We start from the raw sequence: 23,142 nt of genomic DNA, 5'->3' as shown, positions 1-23,142 counted from the left end.
GACGTATCACCCCTCGAGCTTCATGGTTCTCTCAAGAACCGTTATCTCCGTATTGAGGTCAAGCACATCATCCTCCAGAAGATACCGGAGCTGTTTTTTATAGGTTTCCTGTATCTGGTCCAGCATTGCCTCGACCCGGTCCAGGGAATCCCTGATTTCCGGGTTGTTGCTGTTGCGTGAAAGCTCCACATAACGCGATACGATCTTGTCCGTGGCATCGAGATAATAATTAATGAAGGGTTTTGCCCGCTGCAGATCCTCGGGATGGATCTTTATATTCTCGAAGATGTCGAGACCCACTCGGCAGATTTCGATGATTTTTTCAGCCACGGTGTTGTTGTCTATCTTCCGTGTGTTGTTGCGTATGTTTTTCAGTTTAGCTACACCCTCTTCCACCACCTTCGTGATATCCCTGGGATAGGCATCAACGGTATTCTTCGCGGCAGCCAGCCTGTCGATGACAAACGAGAGAATGCGCCGGAACAGGATAAAAATAATCAGGCTTATGAAAAGTGAGAGAACAGTGGAAAATACCAGCAGGCGCGAACAGAGAACATATGCCCCCACACCGGCAGCAAGCGCCACAAGAGTCCTTGTCTTCATACCCTATCTCCCTTGTTTAATGACAGTCTTTTGTTCAGTCCCGCTTTTTTATCACATCAATGAGCATTTCGTCAATACGGGGAAGCAATTCTTCTATTCTGACCATTTCCTCGGGAAGAAAGTTACCGAGGACATAGTCTGCAACGGGAATCTCGGGATTTTCGGGCCGTCCCACGCCGAAACGGATACGATGAAAATCAGCTGAAGCGGCGCACTGTACTATGGAACGTATCCCGTTGTGGCCCTTGTGCCCCCCGCCAAATTTGACTTCCACTCTCCCAAAATTGAACTCTATTTCATCATGAACGGCCACCAGGTCATGGACATCGAGACCGTAATAGTTAAGAGCAGGTATGACCGACTCGCCGCTCTTATTCATATATGTCTGGGGAAAGAGGAGACAGATATCTTCCCCGTCAATTTTCCCATTGCCTGAAAGGGCATTGAATTTTTTCTGTCCGCAGGAAATGCCATGTTGCCGGGCAAAATATTCTCCAACGATAAACCCTATATTATGCCGGTTCCTGGCATACTTTTTACCGGGATTTCCGAGAAAAGCGATAATTTTCATGATTGCATGTACTCCAGAGAGAAAAAAACATGAGCAGTCAATTCTTATGTATATAATCCAGGGCCCTATCGAGCGAGCTGAAGATATGAACACGCTTGGAAAGCCCTGTTATTTCGAACATTTCCATAATATCCTTGCCGACATTCAGCAAAACCAGGTGTTTTTTCACTGAAATCTGTTTTGTGAAAAAGACAACAATAACGCCAAGTGATGAGCTGTCAATAAAGACCAGGCTTGAAAAATCAATAATAATATGCAGGCCCTTGTTATGGGCATTTAGCAGTTCATGTTCAAAGGTGTTCAGGGTCTCTACTGACAGGGAACCTTCCACCTTCAGGAGAAAATAATCTTCCGTGTATTGTGAATGTAATTTCATACCTGCCGTTTATTGCCTGGATTATTATTCTGAAAGCATTATCAACAAAAATCAGGGAATTGTCAAGAAAGAATAATTAATGCGCACCAATTACCTTATCATCTTTGTCGGTCGTTTTCCTTGAAAAATAAAGCAAATTATTTTTCCTTACTAAAAAATCAGGGCCCCGGATACTATATTGAATGAGCGTCCAATAAAACAAATCTCCCGATTAAAACTGTTGACAAATTTTCAGCACATCGGATTCTTGATTAATAAAATTTAAATGAACACATCCTACTTCAAAGATAGCAAAAAGCAGGCTGATTGAATACTTCTGAAGCTGTCTCTCATTTCCGGTTGTGTTCTGTAAACAGGTAAGGTCAACTCAAATGCCGCGGGGAAAAATTTGGGGATATTTGTCTCTCATAGTGGTTTTACTTCTGGGAGGGCTGTTTTCCTATTCAGCCTTCATACTTTCCAATGACTATAGTTTTGAGACACTGTATCCTTTTTCATATTTCACCATTGCCGTTCCAATAGGGCTCGTTTCCTACGCGCTGCTGGGAACCGGTTTATGGATTGGATTAACGATTCTTACGATAAAGGTGGTGCCTCCCATGCCGGAAATAGTAGAAAAAAAGGACTTTTCCAAAATTCAGGCATTTTTACTCTGTGTCATAAGTCTTGCACTGGCCGTGTTGTTAGGCTATGGAATTTATATCAAAAGCTACTGGGCCCTGGCAATTCCCGCCGCGGTTATCTCACTGGTAATCCTTGGATCGGTATTCTGGGTCGGCGTCGCCATCATAACCACCAGAACAACACTGCCGGATAACAAATAATAGAATGTTATCTCCGGATGAAAGTATTATTTTTATTGTATCGGGGAAACCCCTTTTGCGGCGGTCAGGGAATATATCTCTACAATCTCACCAAAGAACTGTCCAAGCTGGGCGTTGAAATAGACATTCTCGTGGGACCGCCCTATCCCGACCCCATGGAGGATTGGGCCACGGTATACCGGCTGGAGAATCTCCATCTCTGGATGGTAAAAACAAAAAGCCTTCCCCATGACAAACTCTTAAGGCTGTTATCACCCTGGAATTTTGTTGATTACCTTCTCAGCCGTTTCCATGTTTTTCCCGAGATGCAGACCTTCAGCATGAGAGCCTTCTCGTCCATGCAAGCCCTTTTAAAACACAAACAGTATGATCTGATACATGATATACAGACCCTGGGATGGGGAATGATCCCCATGAAGGGCTACGGCATTCCCATGATTACCACGGTCCATCACCCTCTCACCAGGGACAGGGATGCCGATCTTATGATGAATAATAATTTCTGGGACAAGCTGACCACGGTTCTTTTTTATCCCCTCATCATGCAGCGCTTCGTTATAAAACGTCTTGACCGTGTTATAACATCCTTCCGGAAGGGCGTTGATGAACTGCACAGCGCCTTCGGTTTAAGAAAGGATAAAATATCCGTGGTATACAACGGCATGGATGTGGAACTCTTCACGAATACAGGGGAGCCGCGCGAGGAAAATCAACTGCTCTTCGTGGGGAACGGCGAGGATTATAAAAAAGGCATGATCTTTCTTCTAGAGGCATTGAAAATGCTCCCTGAACATATCCATTTAACCATCGTGGACGAAGGCCCTCCAGGCAAGAAAAAAGCCTGGGACATGGTGGTGAGTCTGGGGCTGGAGAAGAGAGTAACCTTTACCGGAAAGGTGAGCTACGAACGCCTGGTGAGCCTTTACAGCACGAAAACACTGGTGGTCATGTCATCCCTTTATGAAGGATTCGGTCTTCCGGCAGCCGAGGCCATGTCGTGCAAGACTCCCGTCGTGGCCACGGCCGTGGGGGCGCTAAAGGAGATCGTTCCGCCCGAAGCGGGCATCCTGGTCCCGCCCAAAGATCCCGCAGCGCTGAAGGAAGCCATCCTGATACTTTTGGCCGATAAAAAACGGCGGCAAAAAATGGGCGAATTCGGCAGAAAATGGACCGTAGCGAATTACGCCTGGCCCGTTGCCGCCAGGAATACACTGGAAATATATAACGATGTCATTAATGGACAGAGGAGAAAAAAATGAAAATATGTCTTCTCTCTTACAGGGGTAACCCTTACTGCGGAGGACAGGGTATCTATGTCATGTACCTGGCGAAAGAGCTGGTAAAACAGGGACACGAAGTCCATGTAGTCCAGGGCCCTCCCTACTTTCCTCCCATGGAAGGGGTTCATATACATCATGTAAGCAATCACAATTATTTTAATAAAAAAAATGACTTTGTGAAACCTCACAAGCCCTTTGCCACGCTACAGCCGCTGAATCTTTATGAATTCATCGCCTCCAAGTTCGGCAAGTTCCCTGAGATTGAGGCCTTTTCCTTCAGGGCCTTCCCCAAGCTGAAAGAGCTCCATGGTAAATACAAATTCGACATCATTCATGACAACCAGTGCCTGGGATTCGGCTTCCTGCTCATAAAAACCCTGGGGATACCCTTCGTCTCGACCATTCATCATCCCCTCTCCATCGACCGTACAACCTGGTTCGAGTATCCCTCGGACTTCAATATCAAGATGAAACGGGTCCTCTATTATCCCCTGGCAATGCAAAAACACGTGGCAAACCGAATGGATAAAATCATCACCGTCTCACACGACTCGGCCATCGAAATAAACAAGGCCTTCAAGGTTCCCCTGAAAAAAATCAAGGTCGTTTACAACGGCATGGACAGCGGCATATTCTATCCCATCCGCAACGCCAAGAAAAGAAAGAACAGCATTATCTTCGTCGGCAACGTAGAGGACCGCAAGAAGGGCATTACGTATCTCCTCAAAGCCCTGAGCATGACCAGGAACCGCGTTCATCTCACCATCGTCGACGGAGGAGCGCCTAACAGGAAGTATGTGCCAAAATGGATCGACCGTTTCGGCATAAACGACCGCGTCACCTTTACGGGGAAAATCCCCATCGAAAAACTCATCCGGCTCTATTCCGAAACTGAAATAGCCGTATCCCCCTCGCTGTACGAAGGCTTCGGCTTTCCGGCCGCCGAAGCCATGGCCTGCGAGCTTCCCGTCATAGCAGCCACGGGAGGAGCTCTTCCCGAGGTGGTGGGTGAGCATATGAAGACCGGCTACCTGGTGCCTCCCCGTGACGCCCAGGCCCTGGCAACGGCCATAGACTATCTCATCGAAAATCCCCGCATCCGCGAGGAGATGGGGAAAAGGGCCCGCAAACGCGTCCTGGAGATGTTCACCTGGGAAAATGCCGCAAAAGAAATGGTACAGGAATACGAAGAGGTCATACATGCTTACCGTCGATTTTAACCGCCTCGCCGTCATGGAGGGACAGATCGTCCTGGATGCGGGCTGCGGGTTCGGACGTCACAGCCTGGAGTTCATCTCCCGGGGTGCCCATGTGGTGAGCATGGATATCGACACCGAATCCCTGCGCCGCACGCGCTTTTCACTGGTGGAAATGAAAAAAACCGTTGCAAAGGCAAAAAATGCCAGTTACCTGACCCACGTGGGCGACGCGCTGAATCTTCCTTTCAAGGACAATACCTTTGACCGCATCATCTGCTCCGAGGTTATGGAACACGTCAACGACGATCATAAGGCCTGTGAAGAGCTGGCCAGGGTCCTGAAAAAGAACGGCAGAATTGCCATAACGGTCCCCACCTTTTTTAGTGAACAGATTTACGACCTGCTGACCCATGAATATTACACCTCACCGGGAGGCCATGTGCGGCGGTACATGCCCGGGGAGCTTGCGGCCATCATGCGGGAATGCGGCCTGGAAGTCTATGCCATCGGTTTCAAGCATGCCTATCATACCATCTGGTGGATGATCCGTTCCGTCGTGGGACTCCACTGGAGCGACCATCCCATCACAAAGGCCTATCATAAATTTCTTCATTATGGCCTCTATTCAAAGTTCTGGCGTAAAACCGAAGGTTTTTTTAACTTCTTTTTCCCCAAAAGTCTGGTTATCTACGCCTGGAAAAAGTAGCTTTCTCCGCTCCCTGAATCCGAAAAAACTATTGCATCTTGAGAATTACGATAGTATAATGTTATGCAGGTCGGCGCGTCGTGCCGATCTTTACATAAAAGGGGGCTTTTTTCATGAATATGACACGGAAAACCGCATATGCCGCGCTGCTCCTGCTGACTATTCTGTTCCTCTCGCCCGGCATTGTCTTTGCCCAGTCATACTGGGACAATTTCAGACCGCCTATGAAGGAAAAGTATTATGCACCCCTGATACGGACCGGCCTGGGCGTTGCTTTCCTCGACGATAAAGATATGGATGACCATTACGGTCCTGGACAGGGTCTGCTCGTCGACTATAATTATAAGCGATTGCACCGGTCCAGGTTCGGCCTTGACCTTTATGGCAGATTTTCCTTCAGGCACTTCGAAGTTAAAGAGGATAATATAGATCCCATGGATGTGGGCATCCAGCAGCACCACCTGTTCATGCCGGGCCTCGATGCCGGTGCGCGGGCCAAGGTAAACTTCAGTTTCCTGGGGACTGACTGGTCCTATTATATTTCCATGGCACCGCGCTTTCTTTTCAGCGCCACACGGTACCGCCAGGATGACGGCTCATATGGGAAAAATAAAAATCTCTTTTCACTGGGGGCCGTGGCAGGGACCGGTTTTGAAATGGCCCTGGCAAAAAAATGGGGGCTCTTTCTGGAGGTAGATTACGGATATACTCCCGTGGGTGACAGTAAAGCCAATGTAGAGGGTATGCAATGCTACCTGGGAGCAACGTATATCACCTGGGCCAGGTAATGGAAAAAATTCAGGATAGAGTGACATTATGAAAATAAAATTCAAACACGGCATAATATATATCATTTCACTGATTCTCTTCTCATCCCTGGGCTGCGCCTTCGGCGATGGCGATTTGCTCTATACCGTGCCCGGTGATTATGAGTCCGTAGAGTTCTGGCTCGATGCGGGCAGGGGAATTGAATATGATCCAGTTACTTATACGGTATATACATGGGAAGACGGTTCTAAAAACAAGATAAAATTGATTAATTATTTTTATTATAATGGCCCTGTTTATAACTCAGTTGTAAAAAATGACAATTATTATAATAATAACGACATGATATATTTCGCCGGTTCAAATTCTGCCATGTACACTCCTTCAAAAATCAGCATTGATCCAATGAATTATACTGTATTTATAGCTGCGGGTGATCTTACGAACAGTTATATTTTCCATTCACTATCAGGATCTCCATACATGGTAAATAACGGCGCGGATATAACCTTCATGGATTGTACTTTTGCTTATGCTATCTCCGGATATAATGTAATCGAATTTCAGGTTTATAATAGTTTTGTAACGATGCTGATTAATAACATTAATATGGGTACATTTAACACCGCATATTCGTCAAGTTTCGGTACGGGCATCAACATTGGTTCCGATCTTTCACATTCTCAGTTTTGCTCCATGTATCTTGGAGATTTTATCATCTGTGATGATCCATCAGAAGATGACCTTAAAGGAATCCGCGCCTACCTGATGGATAAATATTTAAATTATTAATATAATCCTCGCCAGCCAGAACATCAGGGCTATGAACACAGATGTTCTTTTACCAAAAAATACTTGCGAAAATTTTTCCTGTCCATAAGATGTCAGGATTTATCTTTAAACCATAAACATACAAAAATCAATATCAAAGGAGTCTCGATATGAAAAAAATAGTCCTTTCATGCGCTATTATCATATCCATTTTCAGCATAACCATGGCCCACGCCCAGGTTTACAGCGGCAAGGGTCTCTATCTTTACGGCGATTCAGCGGCCAACATGGGCCGGGGAACCGCTGGAGTTTCTTCCTTCGGCACGGACCTCTTCTATCTCAACCCGGCCTCCATTGCCACACTGGAACGCCTGGGGCTGAGTCTTCAGTATGGCAACCTGGGAGGAAATATATACAATCCCGATATTACCATTGCCGTGCCTACATCGTATGGTAATATCGGCGGCTCTTTCCGCCTTATAGCCATTCCCGACGCCGTTGATCTGAAAAACGCCTACAGCTTCAGGGTAGGAGCAGCCAAGGACCTGACGGAAAAATTGATGATAGGTCTCGGTATTGACATGGTCTTCGGCGCCGATCTAAACGAAAATAATCTTTTCTATTTGGGCGGTTCCCTGGGAGCCATTTATAAATTCAGCGGCATGAACAAGTCGCGGGGCTTCGGGATATTCGATCCCACGGCCGGTATCTCGGTAAATGCGGGAATTCCCCTGGGCAATCCCACGGGTTCCATCAACTTCAACAGCGTCACTACGGGATATGCTTTCAGGTTCTTCCGCCACAACGCCTTTGACCTGGGCTTTTACAATGATGTTTCCCTGGTCAATTACTACAAGGAATTTCCCATCAAGTTCGGCCTGGAATCGCTCATCCTGGACCACTACATCGTCCGGACCGGCGGTATTGCCCTGAACGGATACGACTTCGGAACTTTCACTGCCGGAGTCGGATACCAGTTCACGGTACAAAACTTTGCCGGCTCGGTAAACTACTCCCTGGCCTATGACAAGAAATCGAAAGTAGTCCACTATGTGGGACTGAACATGGAATACGGCGAACTGGACCGTCAGGCCCCGGTTACGGCAGTTACGCCTGACCAGAAATATTTTTCTCCCAACCATGACGGCGTCCAGGACTACGTAGTCTTTGATATCAACGTGGAGGACCGGAGCCGCATTAAGGGGTGGCGGCTGCAGATAATCAATCCGCAGAGCAGCGTCATACGTGAATACCGCATCTCTGATCGCGACATGGTAAAGGGGCTCACCTTCAAAGACTTTTTCAGCCGCCTCTTTTCAAAGAAGACATCCCTGGACGTTCCCAAAAACATAATGTGGGACGGTACCGATGCGAAAGGCGGCGCCGCGCCTGACGGGAAATACACCTACGCATTCACGGCATGGGATGAGCGCGATAACATAGCAGAACAGAAAAGCGGCGTTGTTTTCATCGATACTACCATGCCCGAGGTGAAGCTTGCAGCAAAGGAATCTCTCTTCTCTCCCAATGGCGACAAGCAGAAGGATGTATTCGTCATCGAGCAGACTATTGTTACCTCTCCCGAAGATCAGTGGGAGGCCGGGTTTAAAAATGTCGAAGGTATAGTGGTAAAAGACTACTCCTTTGAAGGGAGTAAAGTCCCCGGCAGCGTTGTCTGGGACGGTAAAGACAATAACGGCAATGACGCCGCGGAGGGACTCTACTACTATTACATTGTAACCAAAGACAAGGCGGGAAACGGCGCCCAGGCCAATATAAAGGAAATCACCCTGACGCGCCAGTATGAAACTGCCGATATACGCCTCGAAAAGAGCTATCTCTCTTATGTCATCGACAAGGAACTTCGCATGTACCTGTCCCTTTCCAATGCAAAGGGGATGGAGGAATATACGGTTCTCATCATGGATGAAAAAAGGAAACCCGTTCATGAACTGAAGGGAACCGGTGTAATGCCGGGTATCCTGACCTGGAACGGCAAAGGGGCCGAAGGAAAAAATCTCGATGACGGCATCTACTTTGTCAAACTGGAAACACGCTTCAACAGCGGCAACACACCATCTTCTTTTGAGAAAAAACTGATCGTGGACAGCACGCCGCCGCGCCTTTCCATCGGCCATTCGCCGGATCTCTTTTCTCCCGACGGCGACGAGGAAAATGATGTGCTGACCATCAGCCCCGAAGCCGGCGAGGATTTCGGCATCAGGGAATGGAAGATTTCCATTTCAAATCCATCGGGCATCCTCTTCAAATCTTTCAGCGGTACGGGCAACGTTCCGGATAAAATACTCTGGGACGGACTCAGTGACGACAGGGATATCGTGGAGTCTGCCGTGGATTATGAAATGGTTCTCGAGGCCGTGGACCTGGCCGGCAACATCGGTAAATCGAAGCCCGAAAAAATATCCATTGATATTCTCGTCGTGGTTACCGAGCGGGGCCTGAAGATGCGCATCAGCAATATCCAGTTCGCCTTCGACAGCGCCGATCTCAAGAAACAGGGCAAAAAAATACTGGATCGCGTCTATGTCATTCTCCAGAAATACGAACGCTATGACATCATCATAGAAGGACATACCGATGATATCGGGAAAGAAGAATATAACCTGGGTCTTAGCGAGCGCAGGGCAAAATCGGTCATGGATTACCTGGTCTCAAACGGCACGAGCAAGGGAAGGCTTCAATTTGTGGGCATGGGCGAGACGGTCCCGCTCTACCCCAACAAGAACGATGAAAACCGGCGAAGGAACCGTCGCGTCGAATTTCTGCTTATCAAGAAAAACTGAAGGAACGAGAGGACCCGTGTATATAGTCTTCTCCGATCTTGACGGCACGCTGCTGGACCACAACACCTACAGTCATGCCGGAGCGCAGGAGGGCATCGATCTCCTCAGGGAACGGTCGGTGCCCCTGGTCCTTGTCTCGAGCAAGACACTTCCTGAAATGACGGAGCTGCATAGCATGCTGGGCCTCGGCTCACCCTTTGTGTTCGAAAACGGCGGCGGTATCGCCTGGCCCCACGATAGCAGTACCGGGAAACCACTCCGGGTGGAGTTCCAGGGCCTCCCGGAGCGGGAACTGCGGGATAAATTCAATATGCTGAACACGGTCATACCGGTTCCGGTAAAAAGTATACTGGACATGTCAATAGAAGAGGTCATGGAGAGAACCGGCCTGCCGCACAAACGAGCCGCCCTTGCCAGGGAGAGGCGCTCATCAATTCCCTTTATCCTCCAGGAAAAGCACGATATCGATTTTTTTGAACTCGAAAAAATCAACATAAAACTGTACGAGCAGGGCCTGGCCATCACCAAGGGAGGCCGCTTTTTGCACCTCATTTCCCGGGGCTCGACAAAAGGCAGTGCCGTGAGAAAAATCATCTCCTCTTATACGCTCCTCCATGAAAAAGAGGACGTTGTCACCATGGGTGTGGGCGACAGTGAAAATGATATTCCCATGCTAAAGGAAGTTGACAGGCCCTGCCTGGTGCGGAAACATGACGGCAGCATCATACAGACCGGACTGCCCGAGGTGTTTATCACAAAAAACATCGGGCCGGCAGGATTTACCGAGGCAGTGAAAACATTATGGATATAATAATCGATCTACTAAAAACTATTCTGTCCTTTGTTAAAAGAATACTGGATAGGCTTCTCAACCGGTTCATGGAGCTGAATATTTTTGAAAAGGTTCTCATCATCAATACGCTCCTGGCCTTTTTTGCCATCATTCTCCCCGTGGCGCGATACTTCATCTTTGAGACATGGTTTTACATCAATAATCCCCTGGCAGTGTACATGATTGCCATCGTCATCATTATCTATGTCCTGCATTATCTTTCGGACTATCTTTCTCCGTTGATACAACTGGCGGTAAAATCGCTGGCCAACCTGTATTACATGGGCTGGGTCATTTATATACATCTTTCCCGGGAACTGTCCAGGGCTCCCTATGAACTTACGGCGGGATATTATCTCAACATCGCGGTACCGGTTATATTCACGGTTTTTTCCGCTCTCAGTTTCCTTTTTTACGGCCGGGAGTAACACGGTAAAAGCGCTCCATTTGGGGGAACCGCGTCTTCACATAAGGATTCTCTGCCGGGTTCAACCGGTACAGCACCGTATCCCCCCTGTACACGACGATACGATAGCTCATGCCCATTTTATTTGTCAGGTGATAGAAGGTAAGTAACTCGGCCAGGTCCTCGGCCCAGTTCTGGGCACCATAGAGCGAAATAAAGGGTGACCGGGACAGATTTTCATAGATATCGGGAGCATCGGTAATATTGATCTTCGGCCCCTTGCCAAAACCGTAAAAGGTTATTCCGGACCGGAAAGACTGCGGCATGGCCGTGTCACGATAGCCCTTCCAGACCCGCAGAGTAAAATCCGTTGCCTCGCGGGGGTTCTTTATGAACCGTTTAATATCAGGCTCCGTATAGGGAGTAATCTGCTGCACGTAATCAACGATATGCGTAGCTTCGTGGAGGAGGATATAATAGAAGCCATTCATATTACTGTCCAGGTCTATACGGACCCGTATATCCCCGTCATTCTTAATGAAGCAGGTCTCTTCCTTCCAGGTCACCAGTTCTGAAATATTCTTCTTCAGGGTCGAAGGATTGAAAATCATATAGGTGTATATATTGTTCCCGTCATCAACGACCCAGTCTGTAAGCCCGCTTCCCAGGAGATTATCTACAAAATAAATGCCCAGCATGCGCTCTTTCATAACGCTTTTCACGAAAGAAGGTAGCAGCTCGATATATTCTCCGATGATCCTCATCTCCGCTTCGTCGGGCATATAAGGGATATACCCGGGTTTTTCATCCCATTCCCGCCATGCCTTCAGAACAAAATCGGGTACGGGCTGAACCCGTGATATGAGGGGTTTCCTCATATCAATGGGAAACGCTTTATAGTTACGGGCATGTTTGACAGGGCTTTCCAGTAATTCCGAGGAAAAGGCCGTTATGCAGGTCAAAGCAAGGCTATATATAATGAAAAAAAGTCCTGCTATCCTGATCTGTTTTTTGCTTATTTTGTTCATGTGCTTTACTTTCAATGACATCAGGATAAAATATACCATTCAGCATTAAAAATGTAAACAAGATAAAAGGGTTGTACTTATTACTTGAAATATTTTACAAAAAACAATCGATAATACTTGATCTTTCCATGTATATTTTTTTTAGTACACTTTTACTGAAAATGTAACCTTCTAAGGGGATCAAGTAACAGATAATCACAGTAGAGAGGGCAATGACCGCTATTGATTTGATTCCCAAAAACCGTAATATCTGATACATTGCACCGGTTCCCGGCTTAATGAAAAAGGAAACATTCATAGAATAATTTTCGAGGTTCCCATATTTTTTAGCAATTCTTTATATACTATTCGAAAGGAGACAGAATTATGGCCAAACACAAATTTCAGACCGAGGTGAACCAGCTCCTGCACCTCATCATCCACTCACTCTATTCACACCGGGAAATATTCATCCGGGAACTCATATCCAATGCCTCGGACGCGCTGGATAAACTCAAGTATCTCACCCTCACTGACGAGGAGTTCAAAAAAATCGACTTTAGTCCCCGCATCGATATAAGCTTCGATGCCCACAACAGTGAAATTCTCACCATTGAGGACACGGGTATCGGGATGAACGCCCAGGAGCTCGAAGAAAATCTGGGAACCATAGCCCGCTCCGGCACCAAAAATTTCGTGCAGCAGCTCACGGGTGATGATAAAAGGGACTCCAATCTCATCGGGCAGTTCGGTGTCGGTTTTTATTCATCCTTCATGGTGGCCGACAAGGTGGAGGTTGTGAGCAGACGTGCCGGCGAGGATAAGGCCTGGAAATGGACCAGCGACGGCAAGGGTGAATATGATCTGGAAGAGGCAGTGCGCGATAAAATCGGCACCACGGTGACGGTTTTCCTCAATGAAGACGGAAAGGAATTCGCAAACCGCTGGACCATTGAGAATATCATAAAAAAATACTCCAACCATATTCCCTTCCCCATTTTTCTTCACTATGAAGACACACGCTACGAGGGCGAGGGAGACAACCGCAAAGAGATCAAGGAACCGACCGTAAGCCAGATCAACGCTGCATCGGCACTCTGGAAGCGTCCCAAGAATGAGCTCAAGGATGAGGACTACCAGGAGTTCTACAAGACAATTTCCCATGGTTATGAGGACCCTCTGCATTATGTACACACCCACGCCGAAGGAACCATGGATTACTCCACACTTTTCTACATACCATCAAAGGCACCTTTTGATCTTTTCAGGGCCGATTACAAACCCGGCATCAAACTCTATGTTAAACGGGTATTCATCACCGATGATGACAAGGAGCTCATGCCGGTATACCTTCGTTTTGTCCGGGGCGTCATCGACTCCGAGGATATTCCCCTCAATGTGAGCCGCGAGATACTTCAGCAGAACAAGGTCCTGGCGAAGATCAAGTCTTCGTCGGTGAAAAAAATTCTCGGCGAGCTTGAGACCATCAAGAACAATGATCGCGAAAAATACACATCATTCTATAAGGAATTCGGAATCCCCATTAAAGAAGGGCTCTACCAGGATTATGAAAACAAAGACAAGCTCATGGATCTGGTCATGTATAAATCGACCGGTACTGAAGGCTTTACGACTCTGGCAGAATATATGGGGCGCATGAAGGTTGATCAGAAATCAATTTATTACATAACAGGCGGGAAAGAGGAGAACCTCAGGAACAGCCCCCTCCTGGAGATGTACAGAAACAAGGATATCGAGGTCCTCATCATGGATGATGAAATCGACGAGATCGTCGTGACCATGATGCAGAAATATAAAGACTTTGACCTGAAATCAGTCAACCGCACCGATGCGGCCGAAGACCTTAAAACCGCCGAAGATAAAGAGCGGGAAAAAGAGGTTATGCCTCTCATTGAAAAAATTAAAAAGGCCCTGGGTGAGGCTGTCAAAGATGTCAAGGCCAGTACCCGCCTCAGTGATTCACCGTCATGCATTGTGGCCGACGAAAACGATCCCACGGTTCAGATGCATCATATTCTGAAGGCCATGGGCCAGGATAAAATGGAGGAATTCAAACCAATCCTGGAAATAAATCCCAGCCATGAAATAGTGGAGAAGCTGTCCCACACCGATGATGAATCCGTTATCGGCGATATCAGCCACCTGCTCCTTGAACAGGCCATGATCATTGAAGGGATCGAACTCAAAAGCCCCACGGAATTTGTAAAACGGCTCAACCGTGTCATGAACAAGGCCCTGTAATCGGCTTCCGTATAAAAAACGGCCGGACCCGTAAGGGCCGGCCGTTTAAATATATCTTGACTCCTTTTGGGCGATGCTGTTATCTCGGATACATCGCCTGTATACGTCGCATATCTCACTGAAAACAAAACAAATTCTATAAAAACAGCAGAACCATGACAGACCACTTTATCGACATTATAAGAAACAAGAAAGCCCGCTTTGACTACGAGATACTGGAATTCTTTGAGGCCGGGATCGTTCTTCACGGCACGGAAGTCAAATCCCTGCGCCAGAGACGGTGCAGCATACAGGAATCATACGTAAAAATAAAGGACGGCGAGGCATTTATTACGGGACTCACCATCTCAGCCTATGAAATGGGGAATCGCTATAATCATGAACCCGACAGGGACCGCAAGCTTCTTCTTCACAAACAGGAGATAAAAAGGCTGACGGGAAAACTGAAGGAAAAGGGCCTTACACTGGTACCGTTGCGAATTTATTTTAAAAACGGCAGGGCAAAAATTGAACTCGGTCTTGCCAAGGGAAAAGCCAGCTACGACAAACGAAAGACCATTCAGAAACGGGACCTGGATCGCGACATGCAGCGCGAGATGAAAAAATATACATAACAAAAGAGGTGGACATATGACTGAAGAAGTAAAAGACGGCCAGCAGACGGCAGAAGGCGCAGAACAGGCCGGCAAGAAGAAAAAAATGAACCGGTATTCGCTGGATGAAGTAAACAAAAAGATCGCCGCGATGGAAGAGCAAAAGCTCACTCTGTCAAAATACTACAAACATCTGCTGCAGCGCAAAAAAGAAATGGAAGCAAAACAGCAGTAACACATCGGAGGAAACACGGAAGCCCGATACAGCGGCCAGTCCCGGTCGTCCCTGTCGGTCTTCCCTGTTTCTTTATCCTTCCCCTTCCCTTACCAGCACCAGGGATTCATATTTGACAAGATCCTCGATAAAGTGACGAATTATCTCATGATCGTCCTTTGTGGAATGCGAAGTCAAAATGAAATTTATTTTCTCAGAATAATTTATTCCGATGAAATCGATGTACTGGTTTCGCACAACACCGTATCCGAAATGCCGGCCGATTTTTTCCAGGTGAGAAAACCGTATCGTATATTCATCATGCCCCTTCAGACTTATACGTTCGGGATTCTCAACAGGTGCAATTGAAATTCTTTCAGACAGCCAGGCCGGTGCCGCTGCCTCACAGCTGTGCTCGCTCATATAAATTACGGGCACCCCGCTTTTACAAAGTCTTTCCAGGGCCCTTACCGCGCCGAGATTGAAATTAAAACGCTCCCGTGGTTTTATGAATCCATAGGTCTCAAACATTTCACCGATCTCCGCCATGATTGGATCATCCGAGAACCCGCTAACATCTCTCTGAAAAATCTGAGGATCGATGTCACAGACCGTGGGAAAATCACCGATGTTCTCATTAAAAACAGCCAGATCGAATTTTTCCAGAAAATCATTCCCGACGGCAAAAAAATCCGACTCGATAAAATTGACTCCCGAGGGAACCAGTTCTGTCTTCGGGGAGAGATATTCACGCTGTTTGTCCAGAAGAAAGGGTGATATGTCCATCATGGTGACCCCTTCAGGCCTCAGCCTGTCGATAATATCACGCATGAGAAATCCATATCCGCCTCCCACCTCCAGGACATTTTTTACTCTCTGCAGCGGAGCATGTTTCTCCATATAATCCATGAGGAGATTCCCGAATGTGCCGTTTTTCATAAGTATATCCCGAACAGGACTCACCACGGGTTCCAGCATGTTGCATACCGTGAGCTCCCAGCCCAGGGAATCCATATCGTGTCGATGATAATCCGATGTATCGTTTAATCTATATGGCATTCTCTTTATCCAAAATTTATCATATTATAATACCTTCTCAACTCACTGTTCTAATGTTAAGAAAATATGTCAAGGGAATTGAGTGCATGCCTTTTCTTATCATGGGAAGACATTATAATTATTCATTAAATCATTGATTTTATAAAGCCAATAGTATAATCATTATTAAACCACTTTAAATCGGGGAATAATATGATACATACTGAAGAATACCTGGACCGGCTGAATCGATTACAACAAAAAGTACAACAGAAAAAGCTTGGCGCTTTCCTGGTGACATCCCAGGAAAGCATCTATTATCTCACCGGCGTTCCCTATACCCCCCTGGAAAGACCCTTCTTTATAATAATCTGGCCGAAAAAAAAACCTGGCCTCATTGTCCCGGCCATGGAAGAGGTCCATTTAAGGAAAGCCGAAGGAATCGGTGAAATTGCCGTCTACTGGGAATATCCTTCTCCCCGGGGACGTGGATGGCCTGAAATTCTAAAGAAGGTTCTGGGAAAAACAAAAAATATTGGTGTTGAGCCCTCTATGTCTGTTGATATTTTTCATGAACTGAAGGGGTTTTCTGCAAAAATCAATTCTCTTGTTGAGGATATGAGGATAATAAAATCCCCGGCCGAGATCGAGATGATACGGACAACGGCAGGGTATTGTGATATCGGCATGAAAGAAATTCTGGGCGGAGCCTATTATAATATTTCCGAACTGGAGATTTTTTCACGGGGCCGGGCAGTCCAGATGAGGATACTGAAAGAACAGGAATATGAGGCACTGACAACCAGTATTCTCTGTATGTCATGGGTTGCACCTGACAGCGCCATGCCGCACAGCGTTCCCCGGGTTGAAGACCGTCTGAGGGAAGGACCGCACATCGCCATGTCCTTTCTCAGGGTTAACGGCTATGCGGCCGAGTGTGAGCGCACCTGGTTCCTGACAGATCCAGTCCCGGAGGTTAGAAAAGCCTTTGCTGTCATGATGGAAGCCAGGGATATTGCCCTGTCCATGGCAGGTCCCGGCACCCCCTGTCATGCTATTGACCAGCATGTCACGGATTTTATCGCTTCAAAGGGATATGGCGGCAACCTGCTTCACCGTACGGGACACGGCATCGGTCTTGGCAATCATGAAGGCCCCTGGGTTGCCATGGGAAGCAGACATTTACTTGAAGAAAACATGGTAATCAGCATTGAGCCCGGCATATATCTTCCGGGGGTCGGCGGTGTTCGGCACTCCGACACGGTGCTCATTACATCGTCAGGACATACATTGCTGACAGGTTATCCCGTTGAAATGGACCAGCTTATAATGCGAAAGGGTAATCCCCTGACCAGGCTGAAGGGGAGAATAATTCGACATATAGCCGGTATAGAATAATTAATTATAACCGGTTAAAAAGGGCGAATATCTCCAGATGCGAGTGAACTCCCATTTTCCTGTACATGTTGTAGACATGGTTATTCAATGTTCGGTATGATATGTCCAGTTTAACAGCCAGTTCATTGCCGGAAAGACCGTCCATCATGAGACTCAGAATTTCCCGCTCCCGGGCCGTGAGCTGAAAGGTATTCATGAACTTTTCCTTCTTCGAAAGAAGGCGTATCTGTTCATTGGCAGCACGCAGTTCCTCCGATCGCTCAGACACCTTCCTTTCCAGGTTCTGGTTAAGTTCCCTCGATTCTTCCAGCAGCCTTACAAAACGGTTAACCAGCATGAGCACCATGCAGACAAAAAAACCAAGAGACGCATAACGGATAATTGACGTTCCTTCAATAAAACCGCTGTCGAGCAATATGTCGTGAACTGAACCCGCTGTAAAGACAAGAATCCCCGCTAGGAGAATAGCTGCATCGGTGTTTCCCCCGCGTACTTTCTTTATCATGAGATGCAGTGTATAGGGAAAACCGGTGATGACTGCCAGATGCCAGAAATTATATCGGTCATCCAGATTATATTCAAACGTTTTAAACATATCCAAAAAAGCCAGGAAAAAACAATAGGCGGTAAGAACAAGGACGAACGGCCGGTGCTCCCGGTGAAAGAGATGAGAAATAAACAATACAAAGGCTGCTATCATAAGTTTCAGGGAGACCTGGTCTACCCGCATACGCAGCAGCACATTATCTCCGAAGATGATCTCGCTGCACTGCAGATTTGCCATTTCAAAAAGGGAAAAGCACAGGGCAAAGAGGCCAAAATACAGGTTATACAAATCGCTTGGTCGCCGCAAACCCAGCAAAAAAAATATAATCCCCACCATCAGATATATGGTGACCAGGATCAAGCCTATTATATTTTCCCGGTACCAGTGAAAATAAACCTTGCCCGTATTCCCTATCAACGGATATCCATAAATGCCGTGTCCTACCCTGTCAGATCTTTCCATATAAAAAACCATGGTGAGATAATTATCTCCCGAATTACGGAATGCACTGCAGGGAATGACCAGGACAATGTTGCGTCCCATTGCCGGATTATAGGGATCAAGTGTTCCTACAGATCCTATCATTTTTTCATTTATGTAACAGTCAATGCGGTGCGATGTCATCTCGCCGCTCTCAAAGGCCAGAGTCCCCTCCCTTTCCGCCTTTATTGCCAGCTCCCGGGGAATCTCCGCCTGAAGAGTAAAAAGACCCTGTACATCTTTATTATTCCCCGTGGTATAAAACATCCGCGGGAGCACGGTATTTTCCATTGACTCCGTGTTATGTCCCAAGAGCCAGGCTTGATCGAATCCCCGATGAAATTTCCATGGCCCGCTGATTTCCATTAACTGTTTTTCAGACCCGCAGCCCAGGGGAATCCATACAATGACAAGAAAAAAAACCCATTTGCATGTCTGAATAAAACACGATGGGAATTTCCGGCATGATATATACTGACATGCACTGTTCATGGCTATTGCATATATTCCATAAATCAAAAAGTCAAGGCTTAATCGGTATCACCGGTTATGCCAATCTCCATAACCTGAAAATTATCATAAAACTGAGTATATTTACTCATTAAAATACGAAATAATTGCCCATCCCTGAGTAACTCTCTCTATTTACAAGGACAATCAACTGACATACCCTGTGCGGCATATTCAGGCAGGGTTCTGCCCTAAACCACGGCAATTCATCTGCATAATTCAATAACGGGAGGTATATATGAAATCAAAGCGATTTATCACACCCATTTCTTCATTACTTTTTCTTTTCTTTGTATTCACGGCCGGCACTATTCTCACGGGCTGTTCCGGCTCCGATAGCAGTTCAGATCCGGGGATATCGGGAAAGCTTACAGTTCTAACAACAAACGATCGTCATTCAAGCTTTCTTGACAATCCCTACACACCGGGCAATCCAACTACACTCGGCGCGTCATCCACGGGCGGCCTTGCGCGCCTAGCCACGGTATTTGATGATGTCCGGTCGGCTGAATCCGATACTCTGATTTTCGATGCCGGGGATTTTGTCGATGGAACAATTTTCATAACAGGCGACGGCGGCTCTGCCGATCTCAACATGCTTGCAACCATGGGATATGACGCGGCCTGCCTTGGAAACCATGAGATGTCCATGGGTCCGAAGGGTCTGGCCGACATGATTCTTAACGCTGAAAAGGATGCCGATGGCAAAATTGTCCCGCTTCTCTGCGCCAACATTCAATTCAGTGGCACCGATAATGCCGATGATGACCTGGAGGCCCTGTACGGCAGTGAAGAGGAAACCGGCAAGTTCATTTATCCTTATATAGTCAGGACAACCGCCTCGGGAATAAAGGTCGGCATACTGGGACTCATGGGCGGTAATGTATTCATGCCCGATGCCATGCCCTGCACATTCACCGTCGATTATGACGAAATCCAGGACATGGTTGAAACCCTTCGTGAAACGGAAAAAGTCAACACGGTTATCTGTCTTTCCCACGCGTCTTTTTCAGTCAGCGGTGATACTCCCGAGGGTGAACTGGCGGACCTGGCAAAAAACGTCAGCGGTATTGATCTTATCTGCGCCGGACATTCTCACAGCATGGATTCCGCCCAGGTTCCCTGCGAGGTTGCGGGATCGGACTGGACCACCACTATTATTGAAGCCAATGACATGACCGATTTTGCCGGGAGGACCGACCTTTTCCTGAGCAGGGGCGTCGTTGATCCATCAAAAAGCGTCACTGATTTTATTGCCATAGATGATTCGATCACCGGTAAGCCGGAAATTCTGACTAAAATAATTGATTATATTGCCGACATTGAAACGAATTATCTTTCCCAATTCGCAGCGCTCGGCGACGGCAGTCTCTTCGCTGTCCTAGCCTCATCATCCTTCTACTACGGTGAGCTTAACGGCATGAACATGGTCTCTGACGCCATGCGCTCCTCTTCAGGGAGCGATGTTGCACTTGTCACACCGGGTGCTGATACGGCCTGGGCAAAGCCCAATGAATCGGGAGAAATTACCGTATACGAGGCTTTCAAAGCCATGCCGCATAACATCGGTGGAGATGGGCTTAATGGAGGATCACTCTATCGCTTCAACCTCCTGGCTGCCGAACTGCAGGGCATCCTGGAAATGGGAACCTGCAATATGGGTCAGGGCGACCGGGATCTCTTCGTGGTTCCATCGGGCGTAAGGATTCTCTTCAACACAGCCGACCTGGCTGCCGGAACAGGTCCCGGTTATATTCTTCAGATGTATCTCGTATCCCCCGATGAAGAAAGCGAAACCCTGATCTTTGACCGCACCAACTCGGATTGGGATGCCACGGGAAGCTGGATGTCCGCGCCCGGAACTACGGGCCTTCCGGGAGATCCTTACCAGATGTTGTCGGTAAGTACGAGTCTCCTGACCCTCATCGGACTTAAATATCTGTCTGACAGCGACGGTCCCGGCGGTAGCATCGACCTCTGGCCCAGAGATAACGTCGGCGCGCAGGTAAACTGGGACCAGGTTACCGACCTTGACCAGTTCATCGTAACCGATAGCGGAACAGAGGTCAAGGCGTGGTATGCCGTCGCAGCTTTTATTGAAAGCTTCATCGGAAGTGTTGTTCCTGATCGTTATGACGATGATGACACGAACAATCCTATTGGTCCGGAATACCGGAGAGTGTGGGATGTTGCTGAGCATGGCATGCCCTGACAGAAATAAGACATCCGGTTCAATTCTAAGAACCGGATGTCTTTTTATTGACCCAAACTGACCCCTGCTCGTCAGCAGTCCCTCAAAGGTATTATCCCCATAAATCAATCCTCTCAATTATTTGCTTTTCGCCCCTATATTTAATTACTTATAAACATCGACATACATACCTGGAGTCCAGCCATGGAAAAATATAAAAAACCTGGATGGGATATTCTGTCCATAATTCTGCTGATCACTCTCTCTTTTTTCACTGACTGCAGTGCAGTAAAAGACAGCAAGGGTGCACCTCTCACCACATCGGCACTTATCGGTCCATCAGGAGGCACGCTGGAAGGTCCCCTGGGCTCAGCAATCGAAATACCCGCCGGGGCCCTTACAGTAGTCACTGACATAAGCATTACCCTGTATACAACCAACAAATTAATGCCGGACACCTGGTCGCCCCTTCCCTGCCTGGCAGGTGCGGCATCCTTTGGTCCCGATACTACCACCTTTCTGCAGCCCGTAAAAATTACCATACCGGTTGATCCACCCATGACCCCGGGCGAAACATTTCCTTTAATGTATCTGGATACCGCCGACGGCATATGGGTACAGTCCGCTTTCACTGCCGTAGTCAATGCCGACGGCAATTCCTTCAGCGCAGAAGTAACCCATTTCTGCGGATACGGCGGCAGCTCATTTGAAGATTTACTGAATGGCGGCAGTGCCGACCAGTTTATGTCTGATTTTATTAAATGGTTTGAAAGCAATATCAGGAAAATCGGTGATAAAAGCGCCAAGAACAACACCTGTTTTGAGGTGGTGGGTATCGCCTATGATCTCACCTTTGATATTAACGGACAGAAAGGAGGCGCCTATCATCTCACCGAGAGAACATCGGATTATCCCGATTCACCTCTTCCCATGATCGATTATAGCTATGAAGTCAGCAACGGTCAATCCTATAACGCCACCATAAATCTCAATGTTGTCATATACAATGACTGTACTGCACCGGACATGACACTGACCGCTGAACCATCGGTCCTTGCCCCAGGAGAAGAAGCTGACATACAAGCAACACTTATGTGTGACGGAACAGCCATGACCGGCAAGGAAGTTAATTTCACAATACCCTCAGGGCCGGGGGAAATAAGTCCTGGACTGACCACGACGAATTCATCGGGTGTCGCCACGACCACCTTCACCGCAGCTGATTATGACGCTACGGTAAAGGCCTATCATGGCGCCTGTGATGCGGAAAAACCCGTGGAAAAAACTGCTCTGTTGTGGGTTTCCCCCGACTCTCTCAATTTAGCCATCACATTCGATCAGGCCACTCTCATTGATGATTTTGCCGATTCAATGCACTACGGCGGAACGGTAATTATTAATATAACCGGAACAAATGCCGATGGTACGGCAAATCTTGAAGGAACCAACACCTTCGATGTCTCGGGCAGCGGGGGCACCGATGACTGCACCACGACAACACAGGGTACAGTGACATTTACCATTGAAGGAACGCTGGAAATTCCCCCATCAGACACGCCTGAGCTGCATCTCACTATAGAGCCCGACTTCAATACGACTAAGACCATTTATTGTCCCGATGGTCAGGACATGACATTACCTCATATGGTTGGGGGCGAGGCCTACAGCTTCACCATTCCCATGGAGGACGGCTATACAACGGGAACAACCATATCGGAAGGAGGCATAACGAGTACTATTTCCTATGTGCTGTCTTTCTGAG

General features: G+C 47.4%; 21 protein-coding genes. 15 read left to right on the top strand and 6 right to left on the bottom strand.

Features of this window, described 5'->3' with window-relative positions:
• Positions 1-6 precede the first annotated feature (6 nt).
• Genes CVV44_00780 through CVV44_00770 form a run of 3 tightly spaced genes read right to left on the bottom strand, consistent with a single transcriptional unit; the run spans position 7 to position 1,550 of the window.
• Entirely contained in the window at positions 7-603 is a 597-nt protein-coding gene (locus tag CVV44_00780) for a hypothetical protein (GenBank protein PKL41205.1), read from the bottom strand.
• A 34-nt stretch (positions 604-637) separates the two neighbouring features.
• Positions 638-1,174, bottom strand: coding sequence for an aminoacyl-tRNA hydrolase (locus tag CVV44_00775; protein PKL41204.1), 537 nt, complete (start codon positions 1,172-1,174; stop codon positions 638-640).
• 37 nt (positions 1,175-1,211) lie between these two features.
• A complete protein-coding gene (locus CVV44_00770; GenBank protein PKL41203.1) occupies positions 1,212-1,550 on the bottom strand; it encodes a hypothetical protein in 339 nt (112 codons plus the stop codon).
• A 371-nt stretch (positions 1,551-1,921) separates the two neighbouring features.
• Between CVV44_00770 and CVV44_00765 the strand changes: the two genes are divergently transcribed.
• The 9 genes from CVV44_00765 to CVV44_00725 all read left to right on the top strand — a co-directional run bounded on the left by CVV44_00765 (position 1,922) and on the right by CVV44_00725 (position 11,162).
• Positions 1,922-2,374 (top strand): hypothetical protein, encoded by a 453-nt coding sequence (locus CVV44_00765; protein ID PKL41202.1) that lies wholly within the window; start codon positions 1,922-1,924, stop codon positions 2,372-2,374.
• A 17-nt stretch (positions 2,375-2,391) separates the two neighbouring features.
• Positions 2,392-3,633, top strand: coding sequence for a hypothetical protein (locus CVV44_00760; protein PKL41201.1), 1,242 nt, complete (start codon positions 2,392-2,394; stop codon positions 3,631-3,633).
• Entirely contained in the window at positions 3,630-4,874 is a 1,245-nt protein-coding gene (locus CVV44_00755) for a glycosyltransferase family 1 protein (protein ID PKL41200.1), read from the top strand. The genes CVV44_00760 and CVV44_00755 overlap by 4 nt, the downstream gene beginning before the upstream one ends.
• Complete coding sequence (locus tag CVV44_00750) at positions 4,813-5,559, top strand: SAM-dependent methyltransferase (GenBank protein PKL41199.1); 747 nt, start codon at positions 4,813-4,815, stop codon at positions 5,557-5,559. The genes CVV44_00755 and CVV44_00750 overlap by 62 nt, the downstream gene beginning before the upstream one ends.
• Before the next feature lie 113 nt (positions 5,560-5,672).
• Positions 5,673-6,347: a hypothetical protein gene (locus CVV44_00745; GenBank protein ID PKL41198.1), complete on the top strand. Its 675-nt coding sequence runs from the start codon at positions 5,673-5,675 to the stop codon at positions 6,345-6,347.
• Between the two features lie 28 nt (positions 6,348-6,375).
• Positions 6,376-7,119, top strand: a complete 744-nt coding sequence (locus tag CVV44_00740) for a hypothetical protein (GenBank protein PKL41197.1) — start codon at positions 6,376-6,378, stop codon at positions 7,117-7,119.
• 149 nt (positions 7,120-7,268) lie between these two features.
• On the top strand, positions 7,269-9,902 hold the full coding sequence (locus CVV44_00735; protein ID PKL41196.1) for a hypothetical protein: 2,634 nt from the start codon (positions 7,269-7,271) through the stop codon (positions 9,900-9,902).
• Positions 9,847-10,713 carry a hypothetical protein gene (locus CVV44_00730; protein PKL41195.1) on the top strand — a complete coding sequence of 289 codons (867 nt, stop codon included), beginning with the start codon at positions 9,847-9,849 and terminating at the stop codon, positions 10,711-10,713. The genes CVV44_00735 and CVV44_00730 overlap by 56 nt, the downstream gene beginning before the upstream one ends.
• The gene (locus CVV44_00725) at positions 10,704-11,162 is read left to right on the top strand and encodes a hypothetical protein (GenBank protein ID PKL41194.1); all 459 of its coding nucleotides are present in this window, start codon (positions 10,704-10,706) and stop codon (positions 11,160-11,162) included. Before CVV44_00730 ends, CVV44_00725 begins: the two co-directional genes overlap by 10 nt.
• Here the strand turns inward: CVV44_00725 and CVV44_00720 are convergent.
• Positions 11,134-12,207, bottom strand: coding sequence for a hypothetical protein (locus CVV44_00720; GenBank protein PKL41193.1), 1,074 nt, complete (start codon positions 12,205-12,207; stop codon positions 11,134-11,136). The genes CVV44_00725 and CVV44_00720 overlap by 29 nt on opposite strands.
• A 327-nt stretch (positions 12,208-12,534) precedes the next feature.
• On the opposite strand from CVV44_00720, the gene CVV44_00715 reads away from it, so the two are divergent.
• From CVV44_00715 to CVV44_00705, 3 genes are all read left to right on the top strand, one after another.
• Positions 12,535-14,409: a molecular chaperone HtpG gene (locus CVV44_00715; protein PKL41192.1), complete on the top strand. Its 1,875-nt coding sequence runs from the start codon at positions 12,535-12,537 to the stop codon at positions 14,407-14,409.
• Positions 14,410-14,564: 155 nt separating this feature from the next.
• Positions 14,565-15,023, top strand: a complete 459-nt coding sequence (locus tag CVV44_00710) for an SsrA-binding protein (protein PKL41191.1) — start codon at positions 14,565-14,567, stop codon at positions 15,021-15,023.
• Positions 15,024-15,039: 16 nt separating this feature from the next.
• Positions 15,040-15,237, top strand: a complete 198-nt coding sequence (locus CVV44_00705; protein PKL41190.1) for a hypothetical protein — start codon at positions 15,040-15,042, stop codon at positions 15,235-15,237.
• A gap of 72 nt (positions 15,238-15,309) precedes the next feature.
• On the opposite strand, the gene CVV44_00700 is transcribed toward CVV44_00705, so the two are convergent.
• On the bottom strand, positions 15,310-16,230 hold the full coding sequence (locus CVV44_00700) for a hypothetical protein (protein PKL41189.1): 921 nt from the start codon (positions 16,228-16,230) through the stop codon (positions 15,310-15,312).
• Positions 16,231-16,467: 237 nt separating this feature from the next.
• Here CVV44_00700 and CVV44_00695 point away from each other — a divergent pair, with 237 nt between their 5' ends.
• Positions 16,468-17,652 (top strand): aminopeptidase P family protein, encoded by a 1,185-nt coding sequence (locus CVV44_00695; GenBank protein PKL41188.1) that lies wholly within the window; start codon positions 16,468-16,470, stop codon positions 17,650-17,652.
• Between the two features lie 4 nt (positions 17,653-17,656).
• On the opposite strand, the gene CVV44_00690 is transcribed toward CVV44_00695, so the two are convergent.
• Positions 17,657-19,198 carry a hypothetical protein gene (locus CVV44_00690; protein ID PKL41187.1) on the bottom strand — a complete coding sequence of 514 codons (1,542 nt, stop codon included), beginning with the start codon at positions 19,196-19,198 and terminating at the stop codon, positions 17,657-17,659.
• A 229-nt stretch (positions 19,199-19,427) separates the two neighbouring features.
• Between CVV44_00690 and CVV44_00685 the strand changes: the two genes are divergently transcribed.
• Positions 19,428-21,401 carry a hypothetical protein gene (locus tag CVV44_00685; protein ID PKL41186.1) on the top strand — a complete coding sequence of 658 codons (1,974 nt, stop codon included), beginning with the start codon at positions 19,428-19,430 and terminating at the stop codon, positions 21,399-21,401.
• A gap of 183 nt (positions 21,402-21,584) precedes the next feature.
• Complete coding sequence (locus CVV44_00680) at positions 21,585-23,141, top strand: hypothetical protein (protein ID PKL41185.1); 1,557 nt, start codon at positions 21,585-21,587, stop codon at positions 23,139-23,141.
• The last annotated feature ends 1 nt before the right edge of the window (position 23,142 follow it).

It is taken from the genome of Spirochaetae bacterium HGW-Spirochaetae-1, assembly GCA_002839375.1.
GTDB lineage: Bacteria > Spirochaetota > UBA4802 > UBA4802 > UBA5550 > PGXY01.
This window is presented reverse-complemented; position numbering and strand designations above follow the sequence as displayed.

Bases quoted from the DNA above. Each gene is read 5' to 3' on its own strand.
- CVV44_00770 (PKL41203.1), bottom strand. From the start codon at position 1,550: ATGAAATTACATTCACAATACACGGAAGATTATTTTCTCCTGAAGGTG.
- CVV44_00685 (PKL41186.1), top strand. From the start codon at position 19,428: ATGAAATCAAAGCGATTTATCACACCCATTTCTTCATTACTTTTTCTT.
- CVV44_00710 (PKL41191.1), top strand. From the start codon at position 14,565: ATGACAGACCACTTTATCGACATTATAAGAAACAAGAAAGCCCGCTTT.
- CVV44_00740 (PKL41197.1), top strand. From the start codon at position 6,376: ATGAAAATAAAATTCAAACACGGCATAATATATATCATTTCACTGATT.
- CVV44_00730 (PKL41195.1), top strand. From the start codon at position 9,847: ATGAAAACCGGCGAAGGAACCGTCGCGTCGAATTTCTGCTTATCAAGA.
- CVV44_00700 (PKL41189.1), bottom strand. From the start codon at position 16,230: ATGGATTCCCTGGGCTGGGAGCTCACGGTATGCAACATGCTGGAACCC.
- CVV44_00765 (PKL41202.1), top strand. From the start codon at position 1,922: ATGCCGCGGGGAAAAATTTGGGGATATTTGTCTCTCATAGTGGTTTTA.
- CVV44_00775 (PKL41204.1), bottom strand. From the start codon at position 1,174: ATGAAAATTATCGCTTTTCTCGGAAATCCCGGTAAAAAGTATGCCAGG.
- CVV44_00720 (PKL41193.1), bottom strand. From the start codon at position 12,207: ATGGTATATTTTATCCTGATGTCATTGAAAGTAAAGCACATGAACAAA.
- CVV44_00760 (PKL41201.1), top strand. From the start codon at position 2,392: ATGAAAGTATTATTTTTATTGTATCGGGGAAACCCCTTTTGCGGCGGT.
- CVV44_00705 (PKL41190.1), top strand. From the start codon at position 15,040: ATGACTGAAGAAGTAAAAGACGGCCAGCAGACGGCAGAAGGCGCAGAA.
- CVV44_00695 (PKL41188.1), top strand. From the start codon at position 16,468: ATGATACATACTGAAGAATACCTGGACCGGCTGAATCGATTACAACAA.
- CVV44_00735 (PKL41196.1), top strand. From the start codon at position 7,269: ATGAAAAAAATAGTCCTTTCATGCGCTATTATCATATCCATTTTCAGC.
- CVV44_00780 (PKL41205.1), bottom strand. From the start codon at position 603: ATGAAGACAAGGACTCTTGTGGCGCTTGCTGCCGGTGTGGGGGCATAT.
- CVV44_00745 (PKL41198.1), top strand. From the start codon at position 5,673: ATGAATATGACACGGAAAACCGCATATGCCGCGCTGCTCCTGCTGACT.
- CVV44_00750 (PKL41199.1), top strand. From the start codon at position 4,813: ATGCCGCAAAAGAAATGGTACAGGAATACGAAGAGGTCATACATGCTT.
- CVV44_00755 (PKL41200.1), top strand. From the start codon at position 3,630: ATGAAAATATGTCTTCTCTCTTACAGGGGTAACCCTTACTGCGGAGGA.
- CVV44_00715 (PKL41192.1), top strand. From the start codon at position 12,535: ATGGCCAAACACAAATTTCAGACCGAGGTGAACCAGCTCCTGCACCTC.
- CVV44_00725 (PKL41194.1), top strand. From the start codon at position 10,704: ATGGATATAATAATCGATCTACTAAAAACTATTCTGTCCTTTGTTAAA.
- CVV44_00680 (PKL41185.1), top strand. From the start codon at position 21,585: ATGGAAAAATATAAAAAACCTGGATGGGATATTCTGTCCATAATTCTG.